Genomic DNA, 514 nt, shown 5'->3' on the forward strand with positions numbered 1-514 from the left:
CCCGGTTTGGACGCAATTACAAGGAAACAGGCCAGTACTTGGAGCAAATCTTTCCCTTTTTAGACGTGCGTTTTGTTGCCGTCAACGACAGCTTTGACACTCTCATCGCCGAGCGTTCCCAGGATGGCTACATTGTGCCGGTGAAAAATATCATCAACGAAGTGTACAGCCGTGATATTTCAAAAAAGTCCAGCTCTGCGTTGGCAATCAAGCAGCAGCGCGGGGAATTCATCGGTTCCTGGGCGCCTTATGGATACCGCAAAAGTGCGGAGGACAAGCACCGTTTAGAGCCAGACCCGGAGACAGCACCTGTACTACAAGAAATTTTCCAGTGTCGGCTTTCCGGGATGGGCTATTTGCCTATTGCACGGTGTTTAAACGAGCAGGGCATCCCCTGCCCCTCCCGTCTCCACTACCTTCGCGGGGAACTAAAATCGGCGCGCTTTGCCAATACAATTTGGCACGTCCCGATTCTCAAGCTCATTCTGCGCAACGAAGTGTATTTGGGCCACTC

1 protein-coding gene is annotated in these 514 nt (G+C 51.9%); it reads left to right on the top strand.

Going from position 1 to position 514, the window contains the following annotated elements:
• Positions 1–38: 38 nt before the first annotated feature.
• On the top strand, positions 39–514 hold a 476-nt coding region (locus D1841_RS18530), incomplete at its 3' end, for a recombinase family protein (protein WP_237076463.1).

The sequence above is a fragment of the Neglectibacter sp. X4 genome (assembly GCF_009917365.1).
Taxonomy (GTDB): domain Bacteria; phylum Bacillota; class Clostridia; order Oscillospirales; family Acutalibacteraceae; genus Acutalibacter.